Annotated in this window: 26 protein-coding genes; 11 read left to right on the plus strand and 15 right to left on the minus strand. The window is 66.6% G+C overall.

What is annotated here, in order from left to right; genetic code table 11:
• Positions 1-255 precede the first annotated feature (255 nt).
• Complete coding sequence (locus BMY19_RS05485; protein ID WP_091678589.1) at positions 256-711, plus strand: carboxymuconolactone decarboxylase family protein; 456 nt, start codon at positions 256-258, stop codon at positions 709-711.
• Between the two features lie 111 nt (positions 712-822).
• Here the strand turns inward: BMY19_RS05485 and BMY19_RS05490 are convergent, their stop codons facing one another.
• Genes BMY19_RS05490 through BMY19_RS05500 form a run of 3 tightly spaced genes read right to left on the minus strand, consistent with a single transcriptional unit; the run spans position 823 to position 2,800 of the window.
• Entirely contained in the window at positions 823-2,151 is a 1,329-nt protein-coding gene (locus tag BMY19_RS05490) for a Y-family DNA polymerase (RefSeq protein ID WP_100251097.1), read from the minus strand.
• Entirely contained in the window at positions 2,148-2,600 is a 453-nt protein-coding gene (gene umuD / locus BMY19_RS05495; RefSeq protein WP_091678584.1) for a LexA family protein, read from the minus strand. The genes BMY19_RS05490 and umuD overlap by 4 nt, the downstream gene beginning before the upstream one ends.
• Positions 2,601-2,605: 5 nt before the next feature.
• Positions 2,606-2,800, minus strand: coding sequence for a hypothetical protein (locus BMY19_RS05500; protein ID WP_091678581.1), 195 nt, complete (start codon positions 2,798-2,800; stop codon positions 2,606-2,608).
• Between the two features lie 210 nt (positions 2,801-3,010).
• Here BMY19_RS05500 and BMY19_RS05505 point away from each other — a divergent pair, with 210 nt between their 5' ends.
• Both BMY19_RS05505 and BMY19_RS05510 read left to right on the plus strand, forming a co-directional pair.
• A complete protein-coding gene (locus BMY19_RS05505) occupies positions 3,011-3,241 on the plus strand; it encodes a hypothetical protein (RefSeq protein ID WP_091678578.1) in 231 nt (76 codons plus the stop codon).
• A gap of 176 nt (positions 3,242-3,417) precedes the next feature.
• Complete coding sequence (locus BMY19_RS05510; RefSeq protein WP_091678575.1) at positions 3,418-3,636, plus strand: DUF6894 family protein; 219 nt, start codon at positions 3,418-3,420, stop codon at positions 3,634-3,636.
• Positions 3,637-4,474: 838 nt separating this feature from the next.
• Here BMY19_RS05510 and BMY19_RS05515 read toward each other — a convergent pair.
• Positions 4,475-4,678, minus strand: a complete 204-nt coding sequence (locus BMY19_RS05515) for a hypothetical protein (protein ID WP_091678572.1) — start codon at positions 4,676-4,678, stop codon at positions 4,475-4,477.
• A gap of 140 nt (positions 4,679-4,818) precedes the next feature.
• Between BMY19_RS05515 and BMY19_RS05520 the strand changes: the two genes are divergently transcribed.
• The 3 genes from BMY19_RS05520 (at position 4,819) to BMY19_RS05535 (ending at position 7,045) form a co-directional block, all read left to right on the plus strand.
• Positions 4,819-5,463 carry a DUF433 domain-containing protein gene (locus BMY19_RS05520; RefSeq protein WP_244534840.1) on the plus strand — a complete coding sequence of 215 codons (645 nt, stop codon included), beginning with the start codon at positions 4,819-4,821 and terminating at the stop codon, positions 5,461-5,463.
• Entirely contained in the window at positions 5,429-5,866 is a 438-nt protein-coding gene (locus BMY19_RS05525; RefSeq protein WP_091678556.1) for a DUF5615 family PIN-like protein, read from the plus strand. Before BMY19_RS05520 ends, BMY19_RS05525 begins: the two co-directional genes overlap by 35 nt.
• A gap of 570 nt (positions 5,867-6,436) precedes the next feature.
• Entirely contained in the window at positions 6,437-7,045 is a 609-nt protein-coding gene (locus tag BMY19_RS05535; RefSeq protein ID WP_244534841.1) for a PAS domain-containing protein, read from the plus strand.
• Positions 7,046-7,126: 81 nt separating this feature from the next.
• Here BMY19_RS05535 and BMY19_RS05540 read toward each other — a convergent pair whose 3' ends face one another.
• Positions 7,127-7,366 carry a DUF6894 family protein gene (locus BMY19_RS05540; protein WP_100251099.1) on the minus strand — a complete coding sequence of 80 codons (240 nt, stop codon included), beginning with the start codon at positions 7,364-7,366 and terminating at the stop codon, positions 7,127-7,129.
• 112 nt (positions 7,367-7,478) lie between these two features.
• Positions 7,479-7,901 (minus strand): hypothetical protein, encoded by a 423-nt coding sequence (locus BMY19_RS05545; RefSeq protein ID WP_139215619.1) that lies wholly within the window; start codon positions 7,899-7,901, stop codon positions 7,479-7,481.
• Positions 7,902-8,019: 118 nt separating this feature from the next.
• On the opposite strand from BMY19_RS05545, the gene BMY19_RS05550 reads away from it, so the two are divergent.
• Positions 8,020-8,385 carry a hypothetical protein gene (locus BMY19_RS05550; protein ID WP_076728973.1) on the plus strand — a complete coding sequence of 122 codons (366 nt, stop codon included), beginning with the start codon at positions 8,020-8,022 and terminating at the stop codon, positions 8,383-8,385.
• 247 nt (positions 8,386-8,632) lie between these two features.
• On the opposite strand, the gene BMY19_RS05555 is transcribed toward BMY19_RS05550, so the two are convergent.
• The 6 genes from BMY19_RS05555 to BMY19_RS05580 form a co-directional block, all read right to left on the minus strand.
• Positions 8,633-8,971 carry a hypothetical protein gene (locus BMY19_RS05555; RefSeq protein WP_091678545.1) on the minus strand — a complete coding sequence of 113 codons (339 nt, stop codon included), beginning with the start codon at positions 8,969-8,971 and terminating at the stop codon, positions 8,633-8,635.
• 94 nt (positions 8,972-9,065) lie between these two features.
• Complete coding sequence (locus tag BMY19_RS05560; protein ID WP_100251101.1) at positions 9,066-9,476, minus strand: 3TM-type holin; 411 nt, start codon at positions 9,474-9,476, stop codon at positions 9,066-9,068.
• 2 nt (positions 9,477-9,478) lie between these two features.
• Positions 9,479-10,093, minus strand: a complete 615-nt coding sequence (locus tag BMY19_RS05565; RefSeq protein WP_100251102.1) for a lysozyme — start codon at positions 10,091-10,093, stop codon at positions 9,479-9,481.
• A 59-nt stretch (positions 10,094-10,152) separates the two neighbouring features.
• Positions 10,153-11,517, minus strand: coding sequence for a hyaluronate lyase N-terminal domain-containing protein (locus BMY19_RS05570; RefSeq protein WP_100251103.1), 1,365 nt, complete (start codon positions 11,515-11,517; stop codon positions 10,153-10,155).
• Positions 11,514-13,634 (minus strand): phage tail protein, encoded by a 2,121-nt coding sequence (locus BMY19_RS05575; protein ID WP_100251104.1) that lies wholly within the window; start codon positions 13,632-13,634, stop codon positions 11,514-11,516. The genes BMY19_RS05570 and BMY19_RS05575 overlap by 4 nt, the downstream gene beginning before the upstream one ends.
• 7 nt (positions 13,635-13,641) lie before the next feature.
• Positions 13,642-14,118 carry a C40 family peptidase gene (locus BMY19_RS05580; RefSeq protein ID WP_100251105.1) on the minus strand — a complete coding sequence of 159 codons (477 nt, stop codon included), beginning with the start codon at positions 14,116-14,118 and terminating at the stop codon, positions 13,642-13,644.
• Between the two features lie 1,627 nt (positions 14,119-15,745).
• Here BMY19_RS05580 and BMY19_RS05585 point away from each other — a divergent pair.
• Positions 15,746-16,162, plus strand: a complete 417-nt coding sequence (locus tag BMY19_RS05585) for a hypothetical protein (RefSeq protein ID WP_043759045.1) — start codon at positions 15,746-15,748, stop codon at positions 16,160-16,162.
• Positions 16,163-16,191: 29 nt separating this feature from the next.
• On the opposite strand, the gene BMY19_RS05590 is transcribed toward BMY19_RS05585, so the two are convergent.
• Together BMY19_RS05590 and BMY19_RS31230 are read right to left on the minus strand one after the other, a co-directional pair.
• On the minus strand, positions 16,192-16,710 hold the full coding sequence (locus BMY19_RS05590) for a hypothetical protein (protein ID WP_139215620.1): 519 nt from the start codon (positions 16,708-16,710) through the stop codon (positions 16,192-16,194).
• A gap of 19 nt (positions 16,711-16,729) precedes the next feature.
• Positions 16,730-17,308, minus strand: a complete 579-nt coding sequence (locus tag BMY19_RS31230; RefSeq protein ID WP_244526830.1) for a hypothetical protein — start codon at positions 17,306-17,308, stop codon at positions 16,730-16,732.
• Here BMY19_RS31230 and BMY19_RS05600 point away from each other — a divergent pair.
• The 3 genes from BMY19_RS05600 to BMY19_RS05610 are packed head-to-tail and all read left to right on the plus strand — an operon-like array spanning position 17,307 to position 18,863.
• A complete protein-coding gene (locus tag BMY19_RS05600; RefSeq protein WP_100251107.1) occupies positions 17,307-17,807 on the plus strand; it encodes a hypothetical protein in 501 nt (166 codons plus the stop codon). The two genes, BMY19_RS31230 and BMY19_RS05600, sit on opposite strands and share 2 nt — an antisense overlap.
• A complete protein-coding gene (locus tag BMY19_RS31130; RefSeq protein ID WP_210186880.1) occupies positions 17,804-18,442 on the plus strand; it encodes a hypothetical protein in 639 nt (212 codons plus the stop codon). Before BMY19_RS05600 ends, BMY19_RS31130 begins: the two co-directional genes overlap by 4 nt.
• A 1-nt stretch (position 18,443) precedes the next feature.
• On the plus strand, positions 18,444-18,863 hold the full coding sequence (locus BMY19_RS05610) for a hypothetical protein (RefSeq protein ID WP_100251108.1): 420 nt from the start codon (positions 18,444-18,446) through the stop codon (positions 18,861-18,863).
• A gap of 686 nt (positions 18,864-19,549) precedes the next feature.
• Here BMY19_RS05610 and BMY19_RS05615 read toward each other — a convergent pair.
• A complete protein-coding gene (locus BMY19_RS05615; RefSeq protein ID WP_100251109.1) occupies positions 19,550-20,488 on the minus strand; it encodes an NAD(P)H-binding protein in 939 nt (312 codons plus the stop codon).
• Positions 20,489-20,570: the final 82 nt, after the last annotated feature.

The raw sequence follows: 20,570 nt of genomic DNA on the forward strand, positions 1-20,570 counted from the left end.
CGAACCCCTCGCCCATGAATGTTCGTTTCGCCACGACAATTTCCTGGAGCAAACGGCCTCTTTTCGACCCAGGTCGGTCGGCGATGCCTCGGAGAGACTGCTCCGAAGCGGACGTCCGAGCGTGAACGAGCCACTTGAACGAGCCACGTGTCTGCCTGTCGAGTAGGAATGTGGCGTGGCATGTCACATCTCTGCGGGCCAGCTCGTCGTAGCTTCGAACGTCGATCGCCGGCGTTCCGAGCACTGGGATCCGTCATGAGTCAGAACAAGCGGCTGGTCTGGACTGAGGTGGCGCCGCAGGGCGCGAGGGCGCTTTTCGGCATTCACCACTACATCACCACGGGCACCGGCCTACCCCACGAATTGATCCACCTCGTCTTCTTGCGCGTGTCGCAGATCAACGGCTGCGCGCATTGCATCGACCTACATACCCGTGACCTCTTGAAGACGATGCCGTTTGGGAAGGTCGCCCTGGTCCCGGTTTGGGCCGAGGTGCCCCAGCTGTTCTCCGACCAATACCGCGCCGCGCTTGCCTGGGCGGAGGAAGTCACGCTGGTAAGCGAGACGCACGCTTCTGACGAAGCCTATGCGGCCGCAAGCGCGGCTTTCACGCCAAAGGATCTCGTGGATCTCACGATTGCCATCGCGGCGATGAACGCATTCAATCGGCTCGGAGCGCCCTTCCGGCTTCCAGTCGTCGCGAAAGCCTGAGCCCCTTCCGAGCACGACCATGGCTGGGACGACGGCAGCTTACCGGGCTGCCAATCGATGAGCAGACCAGAAGCTTTCCACCCATAGCGGTCGCCCAAGTTCTGTGACGGTTCATGCGTAGGCGACCGACAGCTCGCCGACCTGCGTGGTGTAGCGCGGCGTGCGCATCTCGAACTTCGTGTTCCAGTCGCGCCGGCTCACCAGCCCCGCGCGCGCTGGCACCACCGCGCCGCGGCCCCAGCGCGCGTTGCACGCGTCCATCGCCGCCATTAGCGGGCCCGTGCGCTCGCGGTCCAGCGCACCGAACAGCGCTCGGGGGCTGTGCAACAGCGGCAAGAGGTCGTTCGTGACGATCCCGGCCTTCGAGTACCGCCACGGCCGATCGCCCGGATCGCGCCAGGTCCGCGCAACCCCATGCCGCGCCGCCTTGATCAGCACCAGCGTGTCCGAGCTGTGCTCCGGCAGTTGCACGGTGGTCGAGACCGAGCGCATCGGCTCGTCCCGGTCGTGTTCGCTCGTGTGGTAGAAGACCGTGACGTGGTCTGTGCCCAGCCCCTCGCGCCGCAGCTTCTCGCCGAGCCGCGTCGCGTGCGCCGCCACCGCCTCCTCCAGCACCGCCCGCTCGGTGATCCGGCTCGAGAACGAGCGCGTGACCGCGCACCCCTTCCGCCGCGCCGGCACCATCTCCAGCGGCAGGCAGGCCGCGCCGCGCAGTTCGTAGATGATCCGCTCGCCCACCACGGTCAGGCCCTTGCGCACCGGCCGCGGGTCGAGGTCGCGCAGATCCGCCACGCTCTCCACGCCCATCGCCTGGAGCTTGGCGAGCGACGCCCGGCCGATGCCCCAGACCTCGGCGACGTCGACCCGGCACAGCCAGTGAGCGTAGGCTGTCGGGTCGGTCAGGTCGCACACACCCTCCAGCACCGGCACGGTCTTGGCGATGTGGTTGGCGAGCTTGGCCAGCGTCTTGGTCGGGCCGATGCCGACGCAGGTCGGGATTCCGGTCCAGGTCCGGACCGTGGCGCGCAGGTCCCGCGCGAGCTCGACTCTCAAGGCCGGCGCCACGTCCGAGAGGTTCAGGAAGCTCTCGTCGATGGAGTAGATCTCCACCTGCGGGCTGAACTGGCGGTAGACCGTGTTGGTCCGCCCCGACATGTCGCCGTAGAGGGTGTAGTTCGACGAGAACACCCGCACGCCCTGCGCCCGGCACATCTCGCGGATCTTGAAGTACGGGTCGCCCATCTTGATGCCGAGCGCCTTGGCCTCGCTGGTGCGGGCGATGGCGCAGCCGTCGTTGTTCGAGAGCACGATCACCGGGACCGCGGCGAGCTTCGGGTCGAACACGCGCTCGCAGGAGCAATAGAAGCTGTTGCCGTCGATCAGCGCCACGGCGCGGCCGCCGCCAATCCGGTCGCGCCGGCGGGCTTCCGGCGTGCTCACGAGAGCTGCCCGCGGGCGACGTGCCAGCGGATCGAGAAGCGGACCACGCCCCAGATTACGCCCTCGCCGAGTTCGTCGACCGCGAAGGCGGGCAGGTCCGGGTTGCAGAAGGCGAGCCGGGCGACGTTGCCGTCGATCACGAGGCGCTTGCAGCTCATCTGGCCGTCGACCGCCGCAACGACGATGCTGCCGTGGCCCGCCTTGAGGCTGCGATCGACGCAGGCGAGGTCGCGGTCGTAGATGCCGGCGCCCTCCATGGACGAGCCACTGATCCGCCACAGGAAGGTGGCGGGCGGGTTCGGCACGAGCCAGCGGGGCAGCTCGAGCGCGCCCTCCAGGAAGTCGTCGGCCGGCGACGGGAAGCCGGCGCACAGGGCCTGCCCGATCAGCGGGACGCGGACGGCTTCAGGGCTGCGGACCAGCAGGTCGTCGATGCGGTGTACTGACATATGGTTCAGGCTGCGGAGACGCGACCGCGTGCGTAACCGTCGGAGACAAGTCGCCCATGGTCCGCGATGTGGCGCTCCGCGGCATCGATGTCGGCAAGGGCGTCGGCGATCGCCTGCACGAGGGCCGCCCAGCCATCTCGATGTGCGGACTGGTAGTAGTGGAGCGCGATCGCCTCTGCCTCGGTGAGACGAAACTCCACAGGTGGCTCATGCGGGAGAGCGTGCATCGCGTTCCGATTCCCGGCTAGAACAGACTGGGAACAAAGCGCAGGGGGGATCGCGGTTCAACCGTCTGATCAGCGGCGGCTCGGATAGCGGGGGATCGGTGTGGAAGGCTCCCAGAATCAGCAATAGCGAGCGGGCCTTAACGTTACCGAGGCCGACCGGAGGAGGAGACGAAGACGGCGTTCGTGGTGCAGCCTTTCGAAGTCCACCGGAAGCGGCTGCGGCCGGCCCGGCAGGAGCCGGCACAGACCGAGAGCGGGGCGGTGAAGAAGGCTGAGAACCTGGCCAAGCGGATGCCGGGCGCGGCGGCGCTGAAGGTGGTGGCCGACGATGAGACCGGCGAGCTGGAGGGCGTCACGATCCTCGGCCAGTGGGGCGAGATCCCCGACGACTTCGCCGAGAGCTTGCAGGGCTGATCGTCAGCCGCGCCTCTTGGCTACGAACTCCCAGACCGGTGGCAGGGCTCCTCCCGGATGCAAACGCATCTCCGTGTTCATCAGCTTGGTGTGGCAGCCATATCAAGTGGTCTGTCCATCAAATGCTAACCCTCGCGCCGTTGAAGTGCTGTCCCAACGGCGTGAGCAGGAGCGACATGGCAGAGCGATACCATTTCCGTCTGAGGGGGCCGGGCGAGGTCATCGAGGACGAGGAGGGTGTATTGGCTAGCTCGATCGAGGTTGCCGTGGCCGAGGCGACGCAGCTGATCGCCGAGATGCGCGCGCGGGGCGAATTGGCCGATCCTGACGAGCGATGGTGCGTAGAGATCCACACCGCCGATGGCGTCGTGCTTCGCTCCCTTCAGCTGTACTGAGCGCTGGCCGCGGGGCACGGGAGCTTGCGCAGGATCCGGCGGATGTGCTCGCGGAGGATGAGCGTCTCAGGTGTTGGGCTGACATCTGGAGGCACTACCAAAACCTCCAGGGCCACCAAGGCTGAGTCGCGCATCAAGGCCCTCGTCTGTTTCGAGAGCTGCATTTAGCAGATTCTTATCGTGGATTCATCCATCATTTGAGTTCGTTTGGCCGTTTAATATCGCGGATTTTTACGTAGATTAGTTATTCGGCCCCAGATTAGATCGCGCAATAAAGTATCGTGCCCTCTTGGGAGGTCGAGCTAGGGAGCGCGCGATTATCCCGCTCCCCGTGATTAAAGGACGCTTCTTAGCGGCGGAACTCGGGCTGGCCATCGGCAGGCGGAGCCTCATAGCACAACCCGCGGGGATCAGGTCGCGCCAAGCGGCGACGGCGGGCGGGAGGTCAAACATGGCCGGCGGGGTACGGCCGAATGGTCGCCAGATTGGAAAGGGCCGCCAAAACGGTGCGCTGGGCCAAGGGCTTGGAGCGCTCTGACCGGGGTGCCGTTGGCGCCGGGCGCGATCTGATGTCAGTTGCAGCCCCAGGCTGAAATCATGCTGTAACCGGCGGATGTGATCACCGGCCTGTCGCAAAGCCCGTCCCCAACCGGTTTGCGGCAGGCAGGTCGGGTTCTTGCGCCCATCGCCCTTCGGTGCGGACCCGACCCGCCATCTTAAAAGCTCTTGTGGGAATGGCCGCTTCAGCCGCGCACCTTGGCCGCGCACTCCCAGACCGGCGGCCCCTAGGTCTGACCGGGCTTCGTCCGGTAGCCGCAGAAGCGACCTGGCGGTGTCCTTACTCGTCGTCCCACTTCATGGCATCCCGCCTGATGGACGCGACCTCCATTCCTGTCCCATCCACGTCGATCACGAGTGCGATCTCGGCGTCGCGTTGGGCGATCTCTGCTTCCGCGAGCCGCTTGGCCGCAGCTCGATCCTCAAGCCCCTCGGCCTCGCCGATGACAGCGCCGTCTCTGCGGAATTCAACACGATAGGTCATGGCCTCACATGCCACGGGCTGATGACGGCTTCAAAGCGCTCGATCTGGTCGCGCCAGGAGGCGACGGCGGACCTGACGTTCGGTGCAGCGTGACGCCGCGCCCATTTGCGCTGCTCTCAACTCAGAGTATGTCTCTCCTCATGGCGACGGGTGGATCCAGGACCGTCATCGCTGCCTTCACCGAGGACGAAGCGCAGCGCCTGACGGGCATCAGCCTGACGCAGCTCAGGTACTGGAGACGCACGTCCTTTTTCGAGCCGAGCCTGAAGGTCGAACTCAGCGAGGGGGAGGAGACGCGCCTCTATTCCTTCCGAGATCTCATCTGCCTGCAGGTGCTGGATCGCCTACGGAATGATAGCGGCGTCTCGCTGCAGCATCTCCGTGAGGTGAAGGCAGAGCTCGCCGACCTGGGCGACGATGTCTGGGCGCGGACGACCCTTTACGTCCTCAACAAGCGCGTGGTCTTCAACCATCCCGAGACAGGACGGCGTGAGGAGGTCACGACAGGCCAGGGCGTGCTCAGCATCCCGCTCGAGATCGTGCGAGCGGACATGGAGCGAAACGTCCGACAGCTGCGCACGCGGAACCCCGACAACTACGGGAAGGTCCAGAGCGTGCGCGGGGTCGCGAGGAGCAACCCGGTGATCGCGGGGACCGCGATTCAGGTCGCAAGCATCAAGGCCTATGCCGACGCCGGCTACACGGTCGAGCAGATCATCGAAGAGTACCCGACGCTGACGGAGCGCGACGTTGAAGCGGCCCTGGCCCACGACGCCGCCGCTTAGGGCCGTCGCCGAACAGCCTGTCTTCCGCGTCCTCCTTGATGAGGGCGTACCTGTCTCCGTCGCACGAACCTTCGAGCAAAGTGGCTATGAAGCCATCCGCCACGGCGCCGCGCTTTCGCCGGGCTCTGATGACTACCTCGTGGCGAAAGCGGCACAGCTCAACGAAGCGGTTCTGATCGCGATCGACAAGGACATGAAGCGAATCGCGGGCCGCTACGGCATGGCCGACCCGAAATTTCAACTTCTCAACGTCATCAAAATCGGCTGCTCCGAGCCGCTGGCGGCCGCCCGTATCGACCAGGCTATGGACCTGATCGCGTTGGAATGGCGCTATCGTTGTGAGCAGCGCGGACGACGTCTCTACATCGAGATCGGCCCACACTGGATCCGCACATTCCGTTGAGGAAAGCTACCTGCCCTAGCCCGCTCGGCCCCGCCCCGATCTGCTCACGGGGCGGGGGAGCGTGCCAGCAAAATCAGGCTTGATCAGCCGCCTCTTGTACAAGCAGAAGGACGCGGCGCCGCTCTTCGGGATCTTGGATACGGTTGTATGCGCTCAGAAGCGCATCGCACTCAACCGCAGGATTGATGGCCGCTTTGCTCTCACTGGCTTGGTACGGCGTTACTTTATGAGCAGGCGCATACAGTACTTGCTCTGGGAGCTGTAATGCTTCAGCGATCCGCGTTACAAGGTGTCGTCCTGCCGGAGGCCGCTGAGAAACCCTGTGCTCAAATGCCTCGTTCTCGCCGCGCTCTCCATGGGAAGTTTTGCGCACAGGCGGTGACTTCGATCCCATTTTGTATTCCATCATGGGTAGATGCTGCTGATCTTGTATACATTCGCGTCGGCGACCTAGCTTGATGGGCTACCTCCAGCACGCGACAGTTGCACAAATTTGTATCGCCTCACTTGAGGTTGATTGATTATCGATCAATAGATTGGGGGTCGCTTTGATTTGCCATGGGATCAGCGGTGAGCAAATTTCTGTGTGATAATATACACTATCCCACTTCAGCGTTCCAAATTGCACTCGACGAGCTTGACGTAATTGGTTCTTGGACTTGGGATGCTGCGACTGACCGGATCCGCGTTGACGCTGTAGTTGCGCTCTTGTTCAATCTAGACCCAGATCAGGCGGCAGAAGGCTTGCCGCTAACATGCTTCATCCAGAGTATCCACGGCTGTGAGCAAGAGCGTATAGCGGCGCTGTTTTGCGGTTGTGCGCGGGAAGGCGGCGCTTATCTTGCGGAACATCGAGTGAAATCTGTCGATGGCCAGATGCGGTGGGTGCTGGCGCGCGGACGCTTCACCAGAGACCATGTTGGTAGGCCTCAAAGTGGCCGCGGAATCCTTGTCGACGTCACCCAACTGAGGATGAACGAGGGCGCCCTTGAAGCGGAGGAGCTATGCTTGGCGGAAGAGCAGCTGGAGCGGGCCGCTGAGCACGCCATCACCGCGCAGGAAGCGATCGCAGACCTGAAGGATCCAGAGTTGAAAGCTTGTGCGGACGCACTGCTGATGGCCCTGGGACGCAAGCTAGCCCAGCGGGAGAGGCGGGAGTGGCGCCGACACATGAACTAACGAGGGAGTGCCTCGTGAATTCACTGAGCGCAGGGGGAACGTCCGATCTCACCAGCGTGTGAGCCGAGTCTCGCTGAGGCACTAAGCGAGCAACCATGTTCCCGTGAAGGCAAGGGCGCCCAGATAGACGGCTTGGCCGTTCTCGTCCCTGATCAGGACAGTCAGGGCATGCCGCTGGCCATCTCTAGGCACCTCATCGGCCGCGATCTCGGGAAGCGCCTGCTTGGCGTGCCTGACCGCAGCCTGAAGGTCAGCGCACTCAAAGCCCACTTCGTCGCGCTCGTTGCGGCCGTCATTGATGTCGAAGAAGTAGCGGGGCACTCACGCCTCCGTGAACGGATACCCCCCACGCAGCTAACCCAAAGCGCCAGCGCCGGTTCGAAGAGCCGAGCCGATACGCAACTTGGCTCGGCGTCACGATGGCCGGCGGCGGTTACCTGCTCGTGCGATTGTTGGCCTCGGAGTAGTCCCAAGCCGGGACGGCTAGATCGAGCGACGCCGCAGGGGTGCATTCCACGAGCAGCGCCAGCATCTCGGTACGGGAACTCAGCAGGATAGCAGGCGGCTCGCCCGTGATAAGGCGCCATCGTTCGACGAAGACGGCGTCGGACAGATCCGCCATCGCATCCGAGCCGGACCTCACGAGACCCTTTTGAGAATGGCCGGGGAGGCTCATGGCCCCCAGAACGGAGACGGCGCCCGTTTGGCCCATCTTGCTGCATCGGATGGTGGACAGTTGATTGCGGCGATCGGCCACGAAAAAGCCCGCGCCGGCGGACCGGGCGGGCTTCTCAGGCTCGGCACCGACAAGGGAGGAATCCCGCCAAACCTGACACTGAGAGTGGGTGAAGAGCACGGAAAGACAAGCCCTCCAACGGTAGTGACGCTGGGAGCGAGGACTCGACGCTCGCCCAGGCAAATCGAACCACCCACCTTTGAAAGCGTTCACGCCTCGCAACAACGGAGAGCACGACATGAAGGTGATCTCGGCGACCGTCCTTGGCCTAGCGCTACTCAGCGGAGCCGCTCCGGCCTTCGCGCAGCCATACGGCGGACGCGACTACGGCTACGATCGCGGCGACTACGGACCCCGTGATCGGGGCTACGGAGATCGGGGCTATGGCGATCGAGGCTACGGCGACCGTGACCGCCGCGACTACGATCGTGACTATGACCGAGGCTCGCGGGGCGGGCGTGGCGACTACGCTTTCAACGAGATGGAATATCTGCGCTGCAATCCGGACGTGCGCCGAGCGGTCATCGGCCGAGCGATCAAGTCCGGTCTGGAACACTACCGGAAGGTCGGCATGGCCGAAGGCCGGAAGCTGACCTGCAATTAGAGCGCGTCTGAAGAGCGGAGCACGATGTGAGAAAACCCCGCGCGGCGGTGCCGGCGGGGCTGAAGGTTTGGGTCTCGGGCTGCCACCACAGTAACGGCAGAACTTGAGCCGTACCCCCTCATTTGAGGGTCGAGTGTCGCGAAATATCGCCCCGGCCGGTGCCGGGCGGTTCGAGGTGATCTCGCTGGGGAGTGTCGAGGCCCGGTCTACGCGCAGGATGGCAGCGCGGTTCAGTCGTCGATCCGGCTCACCGGCCCGCCAGCCCGATCTTCGCCAGCACGATCCCCCCGAAGGCCAGTAGCGCCGCCGAGGCCAGGCCCCAGCCGATCTTGCGCAGGTCCCGCACCTGCCCGGCGACCTCGGCCAGCCCCTTGGCGGCCTCCGCCTTCGCGCCGTCGACCGCCTTGTCGATCCGCCGCTCGATCTCATCGCGGACCACGAAGTGCTCGATGTCGCGCCGGTAGGCCACGCCCTCCAGCTTCTCGTCCATGCGGTCGAGCTTGCCCCCGAGCGCGTCCATCTGCCGCCCGGTCGCCTCCACGCGCTCGATCAGGCGCCCGATCCATTCGGGCAGGTGATCCGTCATGGCCGCGGTCCTTCGCTCGACGCGACCCGGCCGCGCTGTCCGCGCCCGGGGTGGGGTCTCGTCCGTCACGACCGCGCGCCCGACGGTCCGGGAATCAACCCTTCGACCCGACCACCTGCGGCACGATCTTGTCGACCGAGCGGGCCAGCATGTAGGCGCCGATGCCCACGGTGAGCAGCGACCACAGCTCGGCCGGCACGCCCTTGAGCGCGGCGACCACCTCCACCTGCAGGCCGACCATGGGCGAGACCACGCCGACCCAGGTGATCATCGCCAGCGCCCAGAGCACGGTGATCGGCCGGGCGTTGCGGGCGAGCGGGCTCTCCGAGCCGGCATCGGCCTTCATCACCTCGGCCATGGCCCGGCCGAGATCGCCCTGCTGCTCGATCAGCGCGCGTTGCAACTCCAGCTGCACCTGCAGGCGCTGACCCTCGTCGGGCAGCACCTTCGCGAGGATCGGGCCGAGCGCGCCGAGCAGCGTCGGGAGGAGGGCAAGGAATCCCATGGTCAGGCACCCGTCTGCATGTTGTGGCGGATGGCGTCGCGCAGGCGCAGCCACCAGGACTCCGCCGCCGCGTCGGCCGTGCCGGTCATCGGCACGAGCGGGTCGGGCCGCGCCGGCGCGGCGAGTGCCGGTCGCTCCGGCGCCCGCACCGGCGCGGGATCCCCGCGGCGGGCGTAGACGAGGCCGTAGGTGGGCAGCGCAGCCTGGTCCCGCTCGCCCTGCCGGCGCGCCAGGATCGCGGTCGGCCGGTCCCACAGCAGGAAGGCCTCGACGGCGTGCGGCAGATCGCTGGCGTTGGCCAGGCGCACGAGGCTCGCGTGCGCGAAATTCGCCTGGCCGATGTTGAAGCACAGCGAGCAGCAGGCGTCGAAGAATGGCTGCGGCACCGGCTTGGCCAGCGCAGCGCGCACGGACGCGACGTAGGGCAAGAGATCGGCGGCAAAGAGCGCGTCCGCCTCGGCCTGGGTGAGGGTCATCCCGTCGATCACGGCCGGCGGCCCGGCGGCGCTGGTGTGGCCCCGGCCGATCGTCCAGACGCCGACGCTGTCCCGGTAGGCGCGCAGCCGGCAGCCTTCGCGCGCCGCCAGGGCCGCGCGTCCGAGGGGTGAGAGGTCCATGGGAGACTCCTGTCCGAGCGTCGGATGAGGACCGCTGCCGTACCGACGGCTGGGGGCGATCACGGCAGCTGTCGGGCACCGAAGAAGGAGTCGGCCGCAGCCACGTAGCCGTCGGCGCCGGTGAACCGCACGAAGACCTCGACGGTGTCCTTCGCCGCCAGTTTCAGGACCGACGCGAGGTTGACCGCGCTGACGCCGTCGACGAGCGCGCCGGTCGCGGCAGCGCGCCCGCGCCCGGCCGCCGCGCCGTTCCGGTAGAGCTGCACCTCCAGCGCCGTCGGCGCGCTGGACCCGTTCCGCTTGTAGGTCAGCGCGACGTCGAACCCGTGCAGGCCGGCCTCGAGGGCGACGAAGCGGTTCTTCGCCGCGTCGAACGCGCCCTGGTCGTTGCTGTCGGTGGTGTTGAACTGGACTTTCGTCCAGGCATCCGCCGGGACGTAGTTGTCGAAGTTCGTCGACGCGGCGGCCTTGGCGAAGTTGGTGATCCGGCTCCAGGAGGCGCCGTCGTGCCATCGGAGCGCCGTCAGGGTGCTGTCCGCGTAGATCTGGCCCTGCACGCCGCCCGCGGGCTCCGCGGAGAGCGGCTGCAGCTCCAGCGCGCCGTTGCCACGGACCTTCACCACTGACCGGCGCGCGGCCGTGCCCGGCGCCGTGGTCTGGACATCCAGGCAGGTGCCCTGCGCCGTCGCCGTGAGATCCTCCTCGGCAACGCCGAGCAGCGCGACGGCCTCGGCCGTGTAGGCGCCTCCAGAGTGGTAGCCGGCCGCGAACAGGCCGAGGAGTGTGTCGGTCGCCTTGAGCGGCAGCGGCGCGCCCGGCGCGCCGCGCGCGGCCCGCGCGCGGCAGTTGGCGACGGGCCCGTGATGACCGGCGGCATCGCCCCCGTAGGCGTCGAGTTGGACGGCGGGCCTCGCGCCGAGACCCTGGACGTGCACCGGCGCGCCCGGTTCGGTCACCCCCGACAGGCCGAGATAGCCCGTCGCCGCCGAGACCGTCATGGCCGTCCGGAAGGCGGTGCCGTCCGGGCTCGTCTTCACGGTCAGGTCGTCGCTGCCCAGCGTGCCGAACAGGACCCGGCTGGCGTAGCCGGTCTGGAGCACGAGACCGGCGTCGTTGGCCGCGGCCTTCTTGTTGAGGGTCAGCCGCATGTTGCCGGCCCCCGGGGTGACCTCGTCCCACGAGAGCAGCGCGGCCTCGGACTTCACCGCCAGGCGGTTGGTGGTGTCGGCGGCGGTGTTGACGCCCAGGGCCGGCACGCCGCCCTTCAGGTCTCCCGCGGAGACGGCCGGATGGCCGCCGGGCGTGACGCCGTCGTGGACGACGAGGCGCCAGTTCGTGGTGTCGACGACGAACTCGCCCGGTCGGCCAACGAAGGTCGCGAGGAACGACCACGCGTCCCGCAGCCACTGCGTGCGCACGCTCATGACGAGGCGAGCCCCAGGTCGAGGAAGTTGGGATAGGGGTCGGAGGCGAGGCCGAAATCGTCGCTCCGCGTGGCGGCCTGCGAGGCGAGCCCCAGATCCGGGCCGCTGCCGACGGCGAGCGTCTCGGCGACCGGACCGAACCGGCCCGAGCCGACCGGCGTCACCGTGTAGGGCGTGCAGGTCGCGAGGTCCTGGGCCGCGCCGCCGAAGATGTTGAACGCCTGCAGCTTCAGGGTGAGCGGGATGCCGATATAGGCCGCCGGCACGCTGTAGCGGAACACCGCCTCGTCGAGGCGGGTGAAGGGGGTCCCGGCCGTGTGCGCGCCGGCCGGCGAGCCGGAGAGCCCGCGCTCCAGATAGGTCAGGGCGTAGACGTGCGGCGCGGTGAGCGTCGCGGTGGCGAAGGACATCAGTTCCTGGCCGACGAGGGCAAGGGTGACGCCGTCCCGCGCGTCGGCCTCGCTCACGGAGGCGAGCGTGCCCCCGGATCGGCCGAGATCGACCGCGAGCGTGTTGGCGCGATCGGGATTGGGCCCGGAGGGACTGGCCAGATCTGCGGCGAGAACGCCCTGGCGCGCCGGGCCCGTGATCGTGCCGATCTCGACGAAGCTGGCGCCGTCGCGCGAGACCCAGACGTTCGCCCCGTCCCAGTACGGGTCGGCGTTCGCGCCCGAGGCCGCGATCCAGACCTGCGGCACGCCGGCCGTCAGCGCGGCGGGCGGCTCGAAGATGAGCGGAGCGTTGACTGGCGCGGGCGCCCGGTCGCGGTCGACCGCCGATCCGATCGCGCCGACCGTAGGATAGGCCGCCGCGGTCGCGGTCCCGCGCGGGAACTCCTCGGCCGTGACGGTGAGCAGCCCGTCCTCGTCCTCCTCGATCGCCGTGATGCGCACCGGCGCCCGGGCGAGCCCGAGGCCAGCGTCGGTCAGAGTCACGACGTCCATCGGCTCCAGGAGGCAGAACTCCCAGGACAGGCGGAACGTGAAGGTGTTGCGGATGTAGAGGGCGCGCTGCAGGGCGAGCTGCGCCACGAGCCGGCCGATGGAAAGCGCGCAGATCTCGCGGGCGGTGATGGTCCCCCCGACCTTCAGGCCGTAGCGCTCGATCGCGCCCTGATCGCGCGCCTCGACCGTCGTCGCGGTGTAGCCGTGGCTGCGATCGGAGCACTCGACCCGCTGGACGTTGGGCAGGCCGTAGGGATCGCTGCGCGCGACCCGAACCGGATCGTCGCCCTCGGCGGCCAGGATGTCGTCGTCCGTGAGGTCGTAGATTGGCGCGACGTCGGGCACGTAGGTGATACTGGCACCGGTGTGCGTCACCCCGGTCACGACCTGGTCGCCGTAGGGGACGATCCTGAGCCGCGCGCCCGACCACACCGCCGCGCTGTTGGTCAGCCGCAGCCACCGCGCCAGGATCGCGTTGGCGGTCTCGGAGTCGGTGAGCGCCGGGCTCAGCCCGAGGCCGAGGGCCGCGCAGTAGGTCTGGTAGGACGCGTCGCCCGAGGCGCCGAACAGGGCCGCGCCGCTGAGGGCGGAAGCCGGCAGGCCGACACCGTACTGCGCGTTGGTCAGGAAGTCCGAGATCAGCGCGGCCGGGTCGGCATCCTGCCCGAGCGGCCCGGCGGTGCCGGCGAGCCGCCCGACGACCTCGAAGGCGATCGACGAGATGGTCGCGCTGGAACCCAGGTCGAAGTAGGGCGAGGCGAGGTAGGCGGTGCCGTTGTAGGGCAGCGCGGCGGCCGGGTAGCGGGCCAGCGCCGGCCCCCAGGGCTGCTGCGGGGTGTCGCCGGGGATGAGGCTGAGGAAGTTGGTCGGGAAGGGCGTGACCGACTGGCCGCTGAACACCTCGCCGATGCCCTGGACCGGCCCCTCGGCGAGGCCGAACATGATCCAGGTCGAGTAGGTGTAGCCGGTGACGCCGTGGCGGCCGCCGCCCTTGCCGCCCGCCTTCTTTCCGCGCTGCGCGTGCGTCTGGAAGCCGTCGGACCAGATGACGTTCGGGGCGATGCGGTTGGTCCCGTAGACGATCGGGATCGGCAGCGCGCTCGAGGCGGTCTGGACCTGCAGGCCGGTGTAGTCCGGCCGGACGGTGCGCTTCTTGCCGCCGAACAGGCTCATGGCGGTCTCAGACCTGGTCGGCCTCGGCGGTCGCGCGGGCGGCCCAGAGGCTGAAGAAGCGCGGGTGCCGGCCCGGTTCGGCGAGGACGGGATTGCGCATGATCGGCTCCTCGATCACGGCCTCGGCCGGCGAGAAGGCGTGCACCAGCGTCAGCGGCGCGGTCGCCGTGACGATGCCGCCGTGGGCGTAGGCGCGGCCGTAGCGGAAGACCGCGACATCGCCGGGCTGTGGGCGCACGACTTCGGCGGCGCGATCGAACACGAAGCCGAGGTAGCGCTCGTCGTCGCGGTGGAGGTGCCAGTCCTGCGGGTAGGGGCGCGGGTCGAACGCCGGCACGAGGCCGGCATCGACGAACACGCGCACGAGGAGCATGCCGCAATCGACGCCGACGCCGCGCAGGTCGGCGCCGGGATGGTACGGCGTGCCGATCCAGCTGCGGGCCTCGCGCACGAGGCGGCGGCGCCCTTCGTCTTCAGCGAGCATGCGAAGCCCTCGACGCGCTTCATCCCCTCGGTCACGTCATCGCGCGCCGAGCCCTACTCGCTGAAAGGCGAACCCAGCTCAGCGGTTCGGATCTGACGCTGGATCCAGGCTTGGTAGGTCTGCTGTGGGTGGTTTGCCGCCTGTCCGCTTCTGGAAGGCGGATGCATAGGAACGGACATAGCCGCAGGGATCGCTCACAACCTCAGCGGATCGTCATTCGATACAAGTACCCATGAACAGCCCCGCATCGCAGTCAGGCCTACCCAAACCCGCGTGCACGAGGAAGTAGAAGAAGACGGCAATGAACAGCACCCCAGCGAGCGCGGCGAGCACCAATGTTCTGATCGCTGATTTTAGCACCCACGCCACCCCGTTCGTTCTGCATCTGAGCTCTGCAACCAGCTTTGAGCTGAAAACATCAGATGGCACATGCATGACGACTGTCGGGCGGCGTCGATGTCTATTCGCTTAGCTAACATGGGTCAGAGGCAGGAAAGCCATCCACAATGGCGCTTCGGGTGGCCGGTCCAAGACAAAAAATTCAAATCAGCACAGGAATATCGTTGACAGCACAAAAATTGATATCCAAGCAAAAACTACGAAAGCGAACGTCCCACGAATTTTTCCGCGATAGCAATTGATTAATTCCAGGTCCTGAGATTTCCAATGGGGGGCGAAGAAGCCTGTCTCTGACATCGAGTTGCTTCTAACGTCTGTAAGACGATTTAGATCATATCTATCATAGAATTTTGGGTCGAGATTACTGCGCAGCTGGTTAAATAATATTCGCCCACGAATGCCGCCAGCTAGTGGCGGAGCGATAGCGCCCGCGAGAAATATTGCTACCGATGTATGACCAAGGTTGCACATTCTGCAAAGCCAGCGCGTCGTTAGATCAAGTCATGCGCTCGATGGCCGCTTTCGGGAAAAGGCTTGGCTCGAGAGAGAGTCTTGAATGGGTCGCGCTATAGTAACGCCTGCTTTGTTTGGTCCACCGCCGTCCCGTTTCGGAACGCTGATAAAGCCAGGCGGATGTCGCCGTGCCTCCTGACGCCCCTTAGCGGTCCCATCTAGCTCGGTCATCAACGCCCTCGCTTGAACGGAATGGCCGCGCGGCCTTCCAGAAGCCGATGAGACCACAAACAAAAAGTAAAGCTGCCGATAGAGCGCACGATAATTGTCGCCAGATCGGTTGCCAGTTATTCATATAGCTCAATCTTGAAATAGCGCTCTTCCAGTTCGGGTCACCGACCCTCACAGTGTACCAACTCAATATAACTGCACATACAATGGCGTATAGCCCCAGAGCAGCCCACTTCGCCCGCTTTTTGATGCCCGGGGGATCCGTGTCGGGGAGCAAGAAAGGCATACGTTGCGGTATCGCAGAAAATATCTGATCTAAGCGGAGATCGTAAGAATGTCTGCTTACCGGAAGCGGCGTCGGCGATCCAGCCGACCGGCATGGGTCGATCTCCGACAGCCTTCGTCGAGAGGCTGCACGGACTCATGGGAGGGACAGGCGCAGCACCACGCTGACGGGCCGAGAGGTGGAAATCCCTTCCCGTCCCTTTTATCCTAGAGTCGTGCGACCTCATCGTCGGAGACAACGTTGAAGCCAGGAGGCTCCATGACACGGGCTGGGAACGATGCACGGCTGTCCCTCGACTATGTGTCCGTCGAGGATCTGAACGCAGCTCTACGCGTGTTCCGCCGGCTGCCGCTGGAGCTGCTGGGCTTTCTGGTCCTGTTGCCGATCGTCCTCATCGGACTGTCTCGGCTCGGTACGGCCCTCAATCCACCCTACGGTCTTTACATCTTCGGGTGGGATCTCGTGACCTGGGGCCTGCTCCTGATGCTCGCCCTGCTGTTCGGCCTGCTCTGGTGGCGGGGACGACAGGTCGGACGCCTCTTGAACGACCGGGACATCCTCGCTTCGCCAGTGATGAGCCTGCTGTCGGTGCCCGGTATCTTGGCCCGGCGAGCCCAGACACTCGGCATGGAATGGACCGGCTTCTACGGACCGCTCCGTCCAACACGGAAGTGAACCAGCGCCAGCACTGACCGGGTCCACGCCTATGGGCACGGATCGGGACCGGTCGACGTGGTTTCCGTGTGGCCCGCCGCCTCCGCGAGCCGCACCGGTATGATCCGCACCAGACCGCGCCAGACCACGACGATCAGGCCGAGGCAGACGAGCCACGACAGCAGCCAGATCTCGTATAGATCGGCCTCCATCGCGAATTCCCCATCGAGTCCGAGCCACACAGCGAGCCTGTGTGGAAACGGCAGGCCCGACATGAGCGCCAGGCGCAAGGCAGGAACCGACAGGAGCGACGCTCCAAAGATGAACGCGGCAGCGCGGTACAGTGGTCGGGCCGCGCCGTTGAGGGTGCCCACGAGGCCACCGAGCAAGGCCGCACCGGCCCAGAACGCGAAGGGCTGTGAGGTCGGGTCATGCGCTGGGCCGACCTCCGGCCCGCCGGGTAGGCGAGGAAAGAGGATGAAGAACGGGGCGAGACCGAGGCCGATGAGCAACGCGAGGGGAGGCGCGTGGAGCAGACGCCTCACTCGGCGGCTGACGGGCTCGTTCACCGGCCGTCCCGCGCCGCGCTCAGCCACTCTCGCCGTCCGCTCTGTCGAAGGCCTTCAGGACCGCTGGATCCTTTCCGTAGCGGCGGCGCAAGCGTGCCTCGTCCGCGTCGATGGCGTCGCAGCGCAGCGCCTTCGCCGCGGCGGCGATCTCCCGACCACGAGCCTCGTCGTAGGCGTCCTCGCCACCCCAGTGATTGCAGCCTCTTCGCCGCGTCACGTAGGCCTGAGCGTCGGCCGGGAGCCTCGGCGCGGCTCCGGCCGGCTTCACCGGTGCGGCCGACAGCGGCTGAGCCATGAGGGCAGCGGCCGCAAAGGCGACAGAAGCGACGCTTCGCGCATGGGCGGACGGTCGTCCTGGCATGTCATCCCTCTTCTTGCTGGGCTGTTCCTGCGTGTGCGCCACCGTGACAAAGCGCTGCGCGATGCGGATAGCATCGTCTTCTTCCCTGCGCGCGTCCCCGTGGCCAGCACCCGCGCCGTCGAGGCGACCGGCCCGGTTCGGTGGCGCCCGACGCCGCGGCGGCATCCACCATCTCATCCGCTCCATCACCCCGCGCCCGATGTCCGGGCCGGCATACCAGAGGGAAATCGACCGCATGCTCTCACGCCGCGACGCGCTCGCTTCCGCCACGCTCCTGCTCTGCGTGTCGGCCGCTTGGGCCGAACCGACACTGGGGCTGGCCGAGCGCCGGGCGATCGCCGCCTATCGTGAAGGCCGCTTCCCGGCGCAGGAAAAGGCGGTTCAGGAGGCGGCAGGCTTCCCCGTGCCGGTCGAGGTGGCGTGGGATCAGCTCACCATCCCGGGTGACGCGCCGTACTACGCGGATCCGGGCTACTTCGAGACGACGATCTTCGAACCGCTGGCCGCGGGTTTGCGGGACGTGACCAAGGACCAGATGGGCCGTGATGCCCTGCGGGCGAAGCTTAAAACGGTTCGCATCCGTTATGACGAGAAGACCGCCCCGGCCTCGGCCTACCAAAACGGCCTGAAGTTCGAGGGCGGCGTGCTCGACGTGAACTGGCGCCCCTTCGCGAACGTGGCCGACTTCAAGGACCGGGTCGAGGCTGTGATCAAGGTTCTGGAGAAGAACTTTTGAAGCTCTGGACTTGGGTCAAGCGCGGCAGCACTGCGAGCTTGCTTGCTCTGACGTTTGCCCAGGGCGGCGGCGCGGCGGCAGAGACTGCACCGCGATCGGGTCGTTACGGCAGCCTCGTCCTCGCGGTGCGGGGCAGCAGCGTGTCGGGCGTCTTCGCGGACGTGCGCGGCGGGATCAACGGCATGCCGTCCTTCAGCTGCATCTTCCTCCTACGCGGCACGCTGTCCGGCCCCCGCGCGGCGCTCGAGACTTGGTACCCAGGCGAGGCGGAGCGCATCGCCGGCACCCTCACCTTCACGGCGGAGGGGGCAGAGCTGAGACTGGTGGAAGACCATGGCGGCTGCTCGATGACGGCGGGCAGCATGGTAGACAAGCCCTACACCCTGCCGCGGGAGGTGCCGGAACGAGGGGTGCGACTTGAGAACTGGCGCGGTGTCGGACTGGTGACCGCTCGACGCGCCGCTCTCCGGACCGAGTTCGGCCAAGCCCCGAGACGGACCCCTTATCTTGTGGCGGACGACGCGGTCGTGGTGCTGGAGCGCCGGGAGGGCTGGGTACGGGCGCTCTACCAAGGCGGCAAGGCGCCCGTTGTAGGATGGCTCCCGGCGACGGACCTAGCCGTCGAGGAGCCGTGACATGCTTCGTCGACCTCTCTCGCCGACGCGGCTTGTCCGGGCGGCGGTGCTCGGCGCGGCCCTTCTCAGCACCTCAACTGCCGCGGAAGCGCGACGCGCCGCGCTTCGGGCAGACGTCGAGGGTTACGCGATGGCTGCCTGTCTGACCCGGCAGGACGTGCCGTACCTGCGCGAGCAGGGCCATCTATGGGGCAATGCGATCTTGCAGCGCGGGCACGGATCAGTGGAGGATTGGACCACACTCGCCGACGCCGTCGGCGCAGCAGCCGCGCGGCAGACTATGTCCATGGCTCGAGGCGACGGAGCAGTTCATGACGCGCTGAAACCGATGCCGCTGCTGTTCTGTCACGAACTCGTCCGCAGCCCAGCGGTCCGCGCCGCCAAGGTTCGGGCGATGCGGCACTTGGCACCCGATTACTGATAGACCGACCGTCCCGACCGACGATCCCACAGGCGAGCGGGTGGCAGAAGCGATCAGTGAAGGCGTGGATCTTGGTTGTGCGCCCACCCCGTGAGCAGCCGATATCTCGGCTTTGCTCCCCTTTTTGCCCGTCAGGCGCAGCATTGGGCCTTTGGCGGCGGAGTCGCATAGCACCTGGGAAGTGGTCCGCCAGCTTGGGTGAACGTCCCGAACGACCTGACCTTGCCCCCTTAGCTGCCCAAGGCACGAAGCCGGTTGTAGATGGTCGCGTTCGGCCCGGTGAGGGCCTGCGGTTCGTCCGTCTGAACGTTCGCTTACGGCGGAAGCGTGGAAGCTTACGGCCCGGATCTGAGGCGAAGGTGTCTGCTTTCGGGGCGTGCTTATGGGTGTCCGTACGGCTGCCGTGGGTCGATAAGAGGCCGTCCGCTTTTCCAGCAGACCGCCTCCGAAGCAGCCGTTCCGCTTACGGCCACTTCCGGCCATGCTGGCGGGCGCCACTGAATGGCTGGGTTGGGTGGTTTGCCGTCCTTCCGCTTTATGGCGCAGAACGGAGGAAGCAGACGTCCGGCGTTCGCGCTGAAGCTGACCGAAAGCAAGGATCTGCACCGAAGATGGTTTTCTGCCAAAGCGTGGGGACTTGAAACGAACTGATTGAGGGGAAAATTGAGGCGGGCATTTCGATCCGCTCAAGATCTTAATGCAGCGGTGACCGCAGCGTCTAACGAAGTGCACGGTACATCGCCGAGGAGTTCCGTCAGACGATTTCCGTTGAGGCGCATCGCGTGTGTCCAAAACGGGCGAACCTCCATGACCTCCCGGGGGAACCCGCCGAACGGCGCAAGCCCCCGCATCAGCTTCCAGGGAAAGCGGCGCTCGGGCAAGTCAGGGCGACCCGAGGCGCGGCGGACCGCAGCGACCATCCCACCGCCGTCGGCGTCATAGTAGCCAGGGAACTGGAGCCGCTCGCATGGCAGCAGGCGGTCCGGCGGCAGATCGAGCAAGCGGAGGATGGCCTCGGCGAGGTCGGGCAGGTACGCCCATGCATGGCCGACGCCCGAAGTTCCGGGATTGACGATGCGATCCAGCGGCGGCTTCGCCAAGGCTTGCGCGAACCAGCTTTGGCCGGCGCCGGGGCCGAAAAAGTCGCCAGCCCGCACGACGACGCTCCTCACCTCCGGGGCAGCCTCGGCGAGGCGCCGCTCCATCTCCACACGGATCGCGCCCTTCCGCCCGCGCGGATGCTGCGGGGTCGTCTCGTCGATGACCGGGGCGAGGGCCGGGTCGTAGTTGTAGACCGTGCCCGGCAGGACGATCCGGGCACCTGCGCCTCGTGCCGCCGCGAGTGTGTTGTCGAGCATCGGCAGGACCAGCCGGTCCCACCCGCGATACCCGGGCGGGTTCACGGCGTGGACGATGACGTCCGTCCCTTCCGCCGCGCGAACCACGCCCTCCTGGTCCATGGCGTTACCGGCCCGCCAATCCGGCACGACCGGCGCGTCCCATGTGGTCGCCGCCCGTTTCGGATCACGCACCAAGGCTGTGACCTGCCAACCACGCGCCAACATCAACCGGACCACCGCCCCGCCGATACCGCCTGTCGCCCCCAGTACCAGAGCCTGCTTCATCGTCCTGTCCCTCAGTTCGTCGCCGTAGTGATGCGCCGAACACGCGCCCTAGGAAATTGACGAGCTTCGATGGGCCGCCTAT

Origin of the sequence: Methylobacterium sp. UNC300MFChir4.1 (assembly GCF_900110155.1) — a bacterium.
In the GTDB taxonomy this organism is placed as follows: domain Bacteria; phylum Pseudomonadota; class Alphaproteobacteria; order Rhizobiales; family Beijerinckiaceae; genus Methylobacterium.

What these genes read in the sequence shown, in the direction of transcription:
- BMY19_RS05485 (WP_091678589.1), top strand. Translation starts at nt 256, where the DNA reads ATGAGTCAGAACAAGCGGCTGGTCTGGACTGAGGTGGCGCCGCAGGGC.
- umuD (WP_091678584.1), bottom strand. Translation starts at nt 2,600, where the DNA reads ATGTCAGTACACCGCATCGACGACCTGCTGGTCCGCAGCCCTGAAGCC.
- BMY19_RS05510 (WP_091678575.1), top strand. Translation starts at nt 3,418, where the DNA reads ATGGCAGAGCGATACCATTTCCGTCTGAGGGGGCCGGGCGAGGTCATC.
- BMY19_RS05515 (WP_091678572.1), bottom strand. Translation starts at nt 4,678, where the DNA reads ATGACCTATCGTGTTGAATTCCGCAGAGACGGCGCTGTCATCGGCGAG.
- BMY19_RS05520 (WP_244534840.1), top strand. Translation starts at nt 4,819, where the DNA reads ATGGCGACGGGTGGATCCAGGACCGTCATCGCTGCCTTCACCGAGGAC.
- BMY19_RS05550 (WP_076728973.1), top strand. Translation starts at nt 8,020, where the DNA reads ATGAAGGTGATCTCGGCGACCGTCCTTGGCCTAGCGCTACTCAGCGGA.
- BMY19_RS05555 (WP_091678545.1), bottom strand. Translation starts at nt 8,971, where the DNA reads ATGACGGATCACCTGCCCGAATGGATCGGGCGCCTGATCGAGCGCGTG.
- BMY19_RS05560 (WP_100251101.1), bottom strand. Translation starts at nt 9,476, where the DNA reads ATGGGATTCCTTGCCCTCCTCCCGACGCTGCTCGGCGCGCTCGGCCCG.
- BMY19_RS05565 (WP_100251102.1), bottom strand. Translation starts at nt 10,093, where the DNA reads ATGGACCTCTCACCCCTCGGACGCGCGGCCCTGGCGGCGCGCGAAGGC.
- BMY19_RS05570 (WP_100251103.1), bottom strand. Translation starts at nt 11,517, where the DNA reads ATGAGCGTGCGCACGCAGTGGCTGCGGGACGCGTGGTCGTTCCTCGCG.
- BMY19_RS05575 (WP_100251104.1), bottom strand. Translation starts at nt 13,634, where the DNA reads ATGAGCCTGTTCGGCGGCAAGAAGCGCACCGTCCGGCCGGACTACACC.
- BMY19_RS05580 (WP_100251105.1), bottom strand. Translation starts at nt 14,118, where the DNA reads ATGCTCGCTGAAGACGAAGGGCGCCGCCGCCTCGTGCGCGAGGCCCGC.
- BMY19_RS05585 (WP_043759045.1), top strand. Translation starts at nt 15,746, where the DNA reads ATGACACGGGCTGGGAACGATGCACGGCTGTCCCTCGACTATGTGTCC.
- BMY19_RS05600 (WP_100251107.1), top strand. Translation starts at nt 17,307, where the DNA reads ATGCTCTCACGCCGCGACGCGCTCGCTTCCGCCACGCTCCTGCTCTGC.
- BMY19_RS31230 (WP_244526830.1), bottom strand. Translation starts at nt 17,308, where the DNA reads ATGCGGTCGATTTCCCTCTGGTATGCCGGCCCGGACATCGGGCGCGGG.
- BMY19_RS05610 (WP_100251108.1), top strand. Translation starts at nt 18,444, where the DNA reads ATGCTTCGTCGACCTCTCTCGCCGACGCGGCTTGTCCGGGCGGCGGTG.
- BMY19_RS05615 (WP_100251109.1), bottom strand. Translation starts at nt 20,488, where the DNA reads ATGAAGCAGGCTCTGGTACTGGGGGCGACAGGCGGTATCGGCGGGGCG.